General features: G+C 74.0%; 1 protein-coding gene. It reads right to left on the bottom strand.

Translation table 11 applies throughout. The features are described from left to right. Positions 1 to 40: 40 nt before the first annotated feature. Positions 41 to 11620, bottom strand: an 11580-nt coding sequence (locus POF73_RS43470) for a type I polyketide synthase (protein ID WP_443049753.1), incomplete at its 5' end; no start/stop codon positions are given.

Consider the following 11620-nt stretch of genomic DNA (forward strand, 5'->3'; position numbering starts at 1 on the left):
CCACATCCCTGAGCCGATGCCAACGGTTTCCCGCGGCTGATCACGACATCCCGAGTTCTTTGTCGATCAGGTCGAACAGCTCGTCCGCCGTCTCGACGGAGTCCAGTTCTCCGTCGTCCACGTCGGCGAGTGCCGCTCCGGATTCCCCGGAGCCGGTGCCGTTGTCGTGTCCGGCACCGCTGCCCTTCGTTGCCATGTCCTGCCACTTCGCCGTCAGCCGCTGCAGCCGGGAAGTGATCGTCGCGTGGTCGTCCCCGCCGACCGCGGCGGCGCCCAGCGCGGCCTCCAGCCGGTCCAGTTCGACCAGGAGCGGCACCGCTGTCGCGGCCTCGCCCGGGCCCTCGCCCGCACCCGTGCCGGACGCCTCCGGCAGGGTGATCTCCTGAAGCAGTTGCGCCGCCAGCACCGTCGGCGTCGGATGGTCGAACACCAGCGTGGCCGGCAGCCGCAGCCTGGTGGCCGCGTTGAGCCGGTTGCGCAGTTCGACGGCGGTGAGCGAGTCGAAGCCCAGCTCCTTGAACGCCTGGTCCGGTTCGATCTCGTCCGCCGAGGCGTGGCCGAGGGTGGCCGCCGCCTGGGCGCAGACCAGGTCGACGAGGTACTGCTCCCGGTCGGCCGGCGCGAGCGCCGCCAACTGGGCACCGAGGTCCTGCCGCTCGGCTCCGGCTCCGGCCGCCGTCTGAGCTGCCCGTCGCGCCGGTGCCCGCACCAGGCCGCGCAGCAGCGGCGGTACGGCCTCGGCGTGCGCCCGCAGCGCCTGGAGGTCCAGGTTCACCGGCAGCAGCAACGCCCGGTGCGTGGGAGCCGCGGCGGACACGAGCCCGGCGGTGTCGAGGAGTTCGAGGCCCTGCTCGGCGGTGAGCGGCCGCATGCCGCCGCGTGCCATGCGTCGCAGGTCCGCCTCGGTCAGCTCGGCGGTCATGCCCGTGCCGGGCTCCCATGCTCCCCAGGCGAGGGACGCCGCGGGGAGTCCGGCGGCCCGGCGCAGGGCCGCGAAGCCGTCGAGGAAGGCGTTGGCTGCGGCGTAGTTGGCCTGGCCCGCGCTGCCGAACGTACCGGCGACCGAGGAGAAGACCACGAACGCGGACAGGTCGGCGTCGCGAGTCAGCTCGTGCAGGTGTGCCACCGCGTCGGCCTTCGGGCGCATGACCTTGGCCAGCCGGTCCGTGGTGAGGGCGGCGACCACGCCGTCGTCGACGATGCCCGCGGTGTGGACCACGGCGGTCAACGGCTTGTCGGCGGGTACGGCAGCGAGCATGTCCGCCAGCGCCGCACGATCCGCGACGTCCAGGGCCGCCACCTCGACCTGAGCGCCCAACTCGATGAGTTTGGCGACGAGTTCGCCGGCACCCGGGGCTTCCAGGCCGCGGCGGCTGGCGAGCAGCAGGTGCCGGATGCCGTGCTCGGTGACCAGGTGCCGGGCCACCAGCGCACCCAGACCACCGGTACCACCGGTCACCAGCACCGTGCCGTCCGGATCCAGCGGCACCGGGACCGTGAGCACGACCTTGCCGACATGGCGGGCCTGCGACAGATACCGGAAGGCTTCGGGGGCGCTCCGCACATCCCAGCACGTGACGGGCAGGGGCTTGAGCACGCCCGCCTCGAACAGCGCGACCAGGTCGGCCAGCATCTCCCCGATCCGCGCCGGACCGGCATCCCACAGATCGAACGCGCGATACGTCACGCCCGGGTGCTCGGCAGCCACCGCGTCCGCGTCCCGGACATCGGTCTTGCCCATCTCCAGGAAACGTCCACCACGCGGCAGCAACCTCAGCGACGCGTCCACGAACTCACCAGCCAGCGAGTCCAGTACGACATCCATGCCACGACCGCCGGTCGCCGCCAGGAACGCCGCCTCGAAGTCGGTGTCCCGGGAGGAGGCGATGTGCGCCTCCTCCAGACCCAGCTCCCGCAGCGTGTCCCACTTAGCCGCGCTCGCCGTACCGAACACCTCGGCGCCGAGATGCCGTGCCAGCTGCGTGGCAGCCATACCCACACCACCGGCCGCCGCATGCACCAGCACCGACTCCCCGGCCTCAAGGCCACCCAGCTCGGTGAGGGCGTAGTACGCGGTCAGGAACACGATCGGCACCGAAGCCGCCTGCGCGAACGACCACCCCGCAGGAACCCGGGCCACCGTCCGCGCATCCGCCACCGCCACCGGCCCGAAGGAGCCGGGGAACATGCCCATCACGCGGTCGCCGACGGCGAGCCCGGTCACACCGGGACCGACCTCGGTCACCACACCCGCACCCTCGCCACCGAGCAGACCCGCCTCGCCCGGGTACATACCGAGGGCGTTGAGCACGTCGCGGAAGTTGACTCCCGCCGCTCGTACGGCGATACGGACCTGTCCTTCCGTCAACGCGGCCGTGGCCTGCGGGAACGGTGTCAGAGCCAGGTTGTCCAGGGTGCCCTTCGCCACGCTGTCCAGGTGCCAGGCCGGCTCGTCGGCCGGGAGCGAAAGCCCGCCACCCGCCGGGACGCGGGCGAGGCGCGGCGCGTGGAGGACGCCGTCGCGGAGCGCCAGTTCGGGCTCGCCCGAGGCGAGGGCCCGGACCAGCGCGGCGCGGGACGTGTCGGTGCCGTCCGTGTCGACCAGGGCGAAACGGTCGGGCGCCTCGGCGCGCGCGGCCCGTACCAGGCCCCACACCGCGGCCAGAGCGGGATCCGGAGCCGTCGCGTCGAGCGTGACCGCCCCCTCGGTGACGATCACCAGCCGGGACTGCTCGAACCGCTCGTCGGCGAGCCAGGAGCGTACGGCGTCCAGGACGCGGCCGGTGGCGGCACGGGCCGCGTCCGCCGCGTCGGCGGCCTCACCGCTCAGGCCGGGCCCCGCGGCGAACAGCACGGTCGCGGGGACGGCGGCGGGCAGCTCGGCCAGGCTCGGGTACGTCAGTGCGCCGGGCGCGAGGTCCGCGGCGCCGACCACCGCCGACGCGCCGGCCTCCTGCTCGGGCAGTGACACCTTCGTCCAGTCCACCTGGAAGAGGCCGTCGCGGTGGCCGTCGGCCTCGGCACGGGCGGCGAGGTCGCCGGAGACCTGCCGCAGCAGCAGCGACTCGACGGAGGCGACCTGGCCGCCCGTCGGGTCGGCCAGATGCAGGGCGACGGCTTCCGGACCGGCCTGCACCATCCGCACGCGCAGTGCCCGGGCGCCGGACGCGCGCAGCGACACTCCGCTCCAGGAGAACGGCAGCCGTCCCTGTCCGGCGTCGGCCAGCGACACGAACATCATCGCGTGCAGAGCGGAGTCCAGGAGCGCCGGGTGGACGCCGAAGCCGCCCGCGAGCCGCTCGTGTTCGTCGGGCAGTCCGACCTCGGCGAACACCTCGTCGCCTCGTCGCCAGACCGCACGCAGTCCCTGGAACACCGGCCCGTAGGCGAATCCTGCCTCGGCGAACCGGTCGTAGAAGCCCTCCATCGGGACGGCCTCGGCGTTCGGCGGCGGCCATGCGGTCAGGTCGGGGGCCGCGGCGTCGGGGGCCGAGGTGTCGGCCGGCGCCGGGCCGGCGACCAGTGAGCCGCTGGCGTTCAGCGTCCACGGGTCGGTGTCGAGCGCGTCCTCGGCACGGGAGTACACCTCCACGGTGCGGGTGTCCGACTCGTCGGGCGCGCCCGCCCTGACCTGGACCAGTCGTCCGGTGCGCTCGGGCACGATCAGCGGGGCGGCGATGGTGAGTTCCTCGACGCGGTCGTAGCCGAGCTGTCCGGCGGCGCACAGGGCGAGTTCGAGGAACCCGGTGCCCGGGAAGAGGACGGTGCCGGTCACGGCGTGGTCGCGCAGCCACGGGTGCGTCCTGAGTGAGAGCCGCCCTGTGAACAGCGCCTCCTCGCTGCCTGCCACGCGTACGGCGGCGCCCAGCAGCGGGTGCCCGGCCGAGCCGACGCCCGCCGAACCGAGGTCGCCGAGGGTGACGCCGGTGAGGTTGGGCCAGTAGCGGCGGCGCTGGAAGGCGTACGTCGGCAGGCTCGGGGTCGGGCCCCGGCCGCCGCCGGTCAGCGTGCGCCAGTCGGCGTCGGCGCCGTGCACGAACAGGGCAGCGAGCGCGGCGAGGGCAGCCGGCGCCTCGGGCCGGTCCTTGCGCAGCGCCGGTACGAGCACCGCGGTCCCGGAGTCGTCGAGGGATGCCTGGGCGAGGGCGGTGAGGGTGCCGTCGGGGCCGAGTTCGAGGTAGCGGCCGGTGCCCTGTTCGGCGAGGGTGCGCACGGCGTCGGCGTAACGGACCGGCTGACGCACGTGCCGCACCCAATAGTCCGGGGACATGAACTCGTCGGCGGTGGCCGCCTTGCCGGTCACCGTGGAGACCAGGGGCAGCTTCGGACGCTCATACGTCAGGCTCTCCGCGACCTTGCGGAAGTCCGCCAGCATCGGCTCCATCAGCGGGGAATGGAAGGCGTGGCTGACCCGCAGGGACGTGACCTTGCGGTCCTGGGCGCGGAAGTGGTCCGCGACCTCCTCGACGGCTTCCGACGCGCCCGCGACGACAACCGATCGCGGGCCGTTGACGGCGGCGATCCCGACCCGGGCGTCGTCCAGGTACGGCAGCACCTCCTCCTCGGTGGCCTGGAGCGCGACCATCGCACCGCCGGCCGGCAGGACCTGCATCAACCGGCCCCGTGCCGCCACCAGTCGGCAGGCGTCCGCGAGCGACCACACTCCGGCCGCATGCGCGGCAGCTATCTCACCGATGGAGTGTCCGGCGAGGACGTCGGGCCGCAGGCCCCAGGACTCCAGCAGTCGGAACAGGGCGACTTCCAGGGCGAACAGTGCGGGCTGGGTGAACTCGGTCCGGTTCAGCGGATCGACGTCGCCGCCGAACACCACCTCCCGCAGCGGGCACGGCAGTTCGGTGTCCAGGTGCGCGCAGGCCGCGTCGAAGGCATCCGCGAAGACCGGGTACGTCTCATACAGCTCCCGGCCCATGCCGAGGCGTTGCGAGCCCTGACCGGCGAACAGGAACGCGGTCCGCGCATCGCGACGCGCCGTGCCCGTGGCCGCGTTCACCGCCTCTTCACCGGAAGCGACCGCCTCAAGACCGCGCAGCAACTCCGTACGGTCCGTTCCCCAGACCACGGCCCGGTGCTCGAACAACGACCGCGACCGCACCAGCGACCTGCCGACCTCAGCGACGCCGAGTGCCTCGTCGCCGGTCACGAACTCCGCCAGCCGACCGGCCTGGGCCCGCAGCGCCGCGGCCGTACGACCGGACACCACCCAAGGCACCACACCACCGTCGGCCGGAGCGCTCACCGGCTCGGCCTCCGCCTCGACCGGCGGCGGCTCCGCCAGCACCACATGCGCGTTCGTGCCGCTGAGGCCGAAGGACGACACACCGGCGCGGCGCGTCCTTCCTTCGACGCGCGGCCAGTCGGCGCTGTCCGCGAGCAGTTCGACCGACCCGGCGGACCAGTCGACGTGCGATGAGGGCTCGTCCGCGTGGAGGGTGCGCGGCAGCATGCCGTGCTGCAGGGCCAGCACCATCTTGATCACACCGGCGGCACCTGCGGCGGCCTGGGTGTGCCCGATGTTCGACTTCACGGCCCCCAGCAGGAGCGGCCGTTCACGGTCCTGGCCGTAGGTGGCGAGGATCGCCTGCGCCTCGATCGGGTCGCCCAGCGTCGTACCCGTGCCGTGCGCCTCCACCGCATCCACATCCGCGGGCTTCAGCCCGGCACCCGCCAGCGCCTGCCGGATCACCCGCTGCTGCGAGGGACCGTTCGGCGCCGTCAGACCATTGCTGGCACCATCCTGGTTCACCGCCGAACCGGCGACCACCGCCAGGACCGGGCGGCCCGCCGCCTGGGCGTCGGACAGCCGCTCGACCAGCACCAAACCCGCGCCCTCGGAGAACCCGGCCCCGTCCGCCGCGTCCGAGAACGCCTTGCACCGACCGTCCGACGCGAGCCCACGCTGCCGACTGAAGTCCAGGAACAGACCCGGCGTCGACATCACCGTCACACCACCGGCCAACGCAAGGTCGCACTCTCCCGCCCGCAGCGCCTGCACCGCCAAGTGCAGGGAGACCAGGGCTGCCGAGCAGGCCGTGTCCACGGTCACCGCGGGGCCTTCCAGGCCGAGGGTGTAGGACACGCGGCCGGAGACGATGCTCGCCGCGTTGCCGGTGCCGAGGTGGCCGCCGACGTCCTCGCCGGAGGCGACGAGGAGCGGGGTGTAGTCGTTGCCGTTGGTGCCGGCGAAGACGCCGGTACGGGAGCCGCGCAGGGTCGTCGGGTCGATCCCGGCACGCTCGAACGCCTCCCACGCCAGCTCCAGCAGCAGCCGCTGCTGCGGGTCCATCGCCAGCGCCTCACGCGGCGAGACGCCGAAGAAGGCGGGGTCGAACTCGGCCATGTCCCGCAGGAATCCGCCTTCGCGGGCGGTGCAGGTGCCGGGGTGATCGGGGTCGGGGTGGTAGAGGTTGTCGACGTCCCAGCCACGGTCGGCCGGGAACCCGGCGATGGCGTCGGTGCCGTCGGCGAGCAGTCGCCAGTAGTCCTCGGGGGTGTCGGCCCCGCCGGGGAAGCGGCAGCTCATCGCGGTGATGACGATCGGGTCGTCGGCGATGGCGGCGGACGCCCCGGCGGGCCGCGTGGTGGCGGGCAGGCGGTCGCCGTCCTCGGACGTCGTGCCGAGTTCGCCCAGTGCGCCAAGTTCGCCGATCAGCATCCGGGCGAGTTCGGCGCAGTTCGGGTAGTCGAAGACCAGCGTGGCCGGCAACCGCAGTCCGGTGATCTTGTTCATGCCGTTGCGGAGTTCGACGGCGCTGAGCGAGTCGAAGCCGAGGTCGCTGAAAGCGCGGGTCGGCTCGACGGCCTCGGGCCCGGGGTAGCCGAGGACGGTGGCGACGTAGCCGCGGACGACGTCGAGAGCGGCGTCGGCCCGTTCGTCGGCGGCGAGGCCGGCCAGGTGGCGGCGCAGCGCGGGCCGGTCGCCTTCGGCGCCTTCGCCACCGAAGGCGTCGCCCGCGGCCTGGCCGGAGGCGGTGCCGTGGGCCGGGGCGAGGACGCGCTGGGCATCGGGCAGGTCGCGCAGCAGGGCGCTGGGCCGGGAGCCGGTGAAGGCGGGTGCGAAGCGTTCCCAGCCGATGTCGGTGACGGCGAGGTAGGTCTCGCCGTGGTCGAGTGCCTGCTGGAGGGCCTGGCAGGCCAGTTCGGGCTGCATGTCGTAGACGCCGTAGCGGCGCAGGCGTTCGCCGACCGCGCCGTCGCCCATGCCGCCGTCGGCCCAGTGGCCCCAGGCGACGGCGGTGGCGGGCAGGCCGAGGGAGCGGCGCTGCTGGGCGAGGGCGTCCAGGAAGGCGTTGCCGGGGGCGTAGTTGCCGAGGCCGGGTCCGCTGATGGTGCCGGACGTCGAGGAGAACAGGACGAAGGCGGACAGGTCGCGGTCGGCGGTCAGTTCGTGCAGGTTGACCGCGGCGGTGGCCTTGGTGCGCAGCACGGGGTGCATCCGGCCGGGGTCGAGGGCGTCGATGACGCCGTCGTCGAGGGAGCCGGCGATGTGCAGCACGGCGTCGAGGGGGTGTTCCTCAGGGATCGAGTCGATCAGCTCACGCAGGGCGTCGCGGTCGGCGACGTCGCAGGCGGCGAGGGTGACGCGGCCGGCGCCGAGTTCGGTCAGCTCCGCCGTCAGTTCGGCGGCGCCCGGCGCGTCGGCGCCGCGGCGGCTGGTGAGCAGCAGGTGCTCGGCGCCGAGGGAGGCGAGCCTGCGGGCGATGTGTCCGCCGACCGCGCCGGTGCCGCCGGTGATCAGGACCGTGCCGCGTGGGCGCCAGCTCTCGCCAGGCGGGGTGGCGCCGGCGAGCGGGGCGCGCAGCAGGCGGCGGCCGTAGGTGCCGGAGGCGCGTACGGCGGTCTGGTCCTCGCCGTCGGGCCGGGCGAGCAGGGCGCACAGCCGGTCGCCCGCCCGGCGGTCGAGGGCGGCGGGCAGGTCGATCAGACCGCCCCAGCGGTCGGAGTGTTCGAGGGCGGCGACCCTGCCGAGGCCCCAGACGAGGGCCTGCGGCGCGCTGAGGACGGTCTCCGAGGCGGTGACGGCGACGGCACCGCGGGTGGCGCACCACAGGGGTGCGTCGATGCCGAGGTCGCCGAGGGCCTGGAGGAGGGTGAGCGTGCCGGCGAGGCCGGCGGGCACCGACGGGTGTTCGGGGTGCGGCCTCTCGTCGAGAGCGAGGAGCGACAGCACGCCGCCGAGGTCGGCCGGTTCCAGGGCGGGCGCGCCGTCCGTGGCGGCGAGCGCGGCGGTCAGCAGGCCGGCCAGACCCTCGCGGTCGGCGTCGGGGCCGCCGCCGTCGACGGAGACGACCCTGACGGTGACGCCGCGGTCGGCCAGTGCCTCCCGGGTGGCGTCCGCCAAGGGGTGACCGGCGACGGGTGCGACGAGGAGCCAGGTGCCGGACGGGGGTGCGGCCGCGGTGTCCTGGGTGAGCGGGGTCCAGCCGACGGTGTAGCGCCAGTTGTCGACGGTGGACTGCTCCTTGCTGTTGCGCCGCCAGGCGGACAGCGCGGGCAGCACCTCGTGCAGCGGGGTGTCACCGCCGAGATCGAGGGTGGCGGTGAGGGAGGCGAGGTCCCCTTCCTCCACCGTCTGCCAGAAGCGGCTCTCCACCTCGTCGGAGACCCCGGCGCCGTCCTCGGCGACGGCGTCCGCGTCCCGCAGCTCGGGCCAGAACCTCAGCCGTTGGAAGGCGTACGTCGGCAGGTCGGTGCGGCGGGCGCCGGTACCGGCGAAGACGCTGTGCCAGTCGACGTCGACGCCCTGGGCGTGGGCCTCGGCGAGGGAGGTCAGGAAGCGGGCCAGGCCGCCCTGGTCGCGCCGCAGGGTGCCGAGTACGACGGCGTCGGCGGCGGCGTCCTCGATGGTCTCGCGGAGGCCGAAGGCTACGACGGGGTGCGGGCCGACCTCGATGAAGGCGCGGTGGCCGGCGGCCAGCAGGCCTCGGACGGCATCCTCGAAGCGGACGGTCTCCCGCAGGTTGGTGTACCAGTACGCGGCGTCCAGCGTGGTGTCGTCGTCCAGCCAGTCGCCGGTCACCGACGAGCGGAAGGGGATCGCGGCGGGCGTCGGCCGCAGGTCGGCGAGAGCGTCGAGGACCTGCTGGCGGATGGGTTCGACGTGGCCGGAGTGGCTGCCGTAGTCCACGGCGACCTTGCGGGCCTGGACGCCGTCGCCGGTCAGTTCGGCGAACAGCGCGTCCAGGGCGTCGGCGGCGCCGGAGACGACGACCGAGCCGGGGCCGTTGACGGCGGCCACCGCGAGCCGGTCGCCGTACGGCTCCAGGCGGGCGCGCACCTCGTCGGCGGGGAGCGGGACCGACATCATGCCGCCGTCGCCGGCGATGGCGGTGATGGCCTTGCTGCGCAGGGCGGCGACGCGGGCACCGTCCGCCAGCGACAGGGCACCGGCGACGACGGCAGCGGCGATCTCGCCCTGGCTGTGGCCCACCACGGCGGCGGGCTCGACGCCGTACGAGCGCCACAGGTGGGCGAGGGAGACCATGACGGCCCACAGGACGGGCTGGACGACGTCCACCCGGTCGAGGTCGGGGGCGTCCGGGCCGCCGCGCAGGGCCGCGGTCAGCGACCAGTCGACGTACGGCGCGAGCGCCTGCTCGCACTCGGCGATACGGCGGGCGAACTCCGGTGCGGTGTCGAGGAGTTCACGGCCCATGCCGGCCCACTGGGCGCCCTGGCCGGGGAAGACCAGCACGGGTCCGGTGCCGCGCCGGTCGACGCCGCGGACGACGTCGCTGACCATGCGGTCCTCGGCGAGGTCGCGCAGCCCGTCCTCCAGGCCGTCGTGGTCGGCGGCGAGCACGACCGCACGCTGCTCGAACGCGGTGCGGGTGGCGGCCAGGGACAGTGCCAGGTCGGCGAGCCGGGCGCCGGGGTGGTCGCGCAGATGGGCGAGGATCCTGCCCGCCTGGGCGCGCAGTCCGTCGGAGGTGCGGGCGGACACGGGGACGGGGACGAGCGGCAGCGCCGGGCGGGGGTCGTGCTCGTCACCGGTGGTGCCGGCGTCCGAGGGAACCTCGTGCGGGGCCTGCTCGATGACGACGTGCGCGTTGGTGCCGCTCATGCCGAACGAGGAGACGCCCGCGCGACGCGGTCGGCCGGTCTCGGGCCACGGCACCGGATCGTTCAGCAGACGTACGGTGCCCGCGGACCAGTCGACCTCGGAGGTCGGGGTGTCGGCGTACAGCGTGGCCGGCAGCACACCGTTGCGGAGGGCCATGACCATCTTGATGACGCCGCCGACACCGGCCGCCGCCTGGGAGTGGCCGATGTTGGACTTCAGCGAGCCCAACCACAGCGGACGGTCCTCGGGCCGGTCCTGGCCGTAGACGGCGATCAGCGCCTGTGCCTCGATCGGGTCGCCGAGCGTCGTACCGGTGCCGTGCGCCTCGACGACGTCGACGTCGGCGGGGGTGAGCCCGCCACCGGCCAGCGCGGCGCGGATGACCCGCTGCTGCGAGGGGCCGTTGGGGGCGGTCAGGCCGTTGGAGGCGCCGTCCTGGTTGAGGGCGCTGCCCTGGATGACGGCGAGGACGGGATGTCCGTTGCGGCGGGCGTCGGACAGCCTTTCGACGACGACCATGCCGACGCCCTCGGCCCAGCTCGCTCCGTCGGCGTCCGCGGAGAACGGCTTGCAGCGGCCGTCCTCGGCGAGCGCCCGCTGCCTGCTGAACTCGATCAGCGAGCCCGGCGTCGACATGACGGTGACACCGCCGGCCAGCGCCAGGTCGCACTCGCCCTGCCGCAGCGCCTGCACCGCGAGGTGCAGGGCCACCAGCGACGAGGAGCAGGCGGTGTCGACGGACAGCGCCGGGCCCTCCAGTCCCAGGGCGTAGGCGATACGGCCGGACAGGACGCTCGGCGAGTTGCCGGTTCCGATGTAGCCCTCGAAGCTGTCCTTGGCGGCGCCGAGGATGCCGATGTAGTCCTGGTAGGTGACGCCGGCGAAGACACCGGTGAGGCTGCCGCGCTGGGACGCCGGGTCGATGCCCGCCCGCTCCAGCGCCTCCCACGAGGTCTCCAGCAGCAGCCGCTGCTGCGGGTCCATCGCCAGCGCCTCACGCGGGGAGATCCCGAAGAAGCCGGGGTCGAAGTGGCTGGCGTTGTGCAGGAACCCGCCCTCGCGGGCGTAGCAGGTACCCGGGTGGTCCGGGTCCGGGTGGTAGAGCTTGGCGAGGTCCCAGCCTCGGTCGGCCGGGAGCGGGGAGATGCCGTCGCCGCGGTTCGCGACGAGGTCCCACAGTTCCTCGGGGCTGGTGATGCCGCCCGGGTAGCGGCAGGCCATGCCGACGACCACGATCGGGTCGTCGTCGAGCCGGGCTCGGGAGGCCACGGGCGCCGCGGAGTCCGGCCGGGCGCCGAACAGTTCCTCGTCGAGGTGCGCGGCGAGCGCGAGCGGCGTCGGGTGGTCGAAGACCAGGGTGGCGGGCAGCAGTACGCCGATGTCGGCGCTGAGCTGGTTGCGCAGCTCGACAGCGGTGATGGAGGCGAAGCCGAGGTCCTTGAAGACTCGGGAGGGCTCCACCTCGTCGAGGTCGACGTAGTCCAGCACGGCGGCCACCTTGCGGCGCACCAGGTCGAGCAGCACCCGCTGCCGCTCGGC

The sequence above is a fragment of the Streptomyces sp. HD genome (genome assembly GCF_028369295.1).
Taxonomy (GTDB): Bacteria; Actinomycetota; Actinomycetes; order Streptomycetales; family Streptomycetaceae; genus Streptomyces.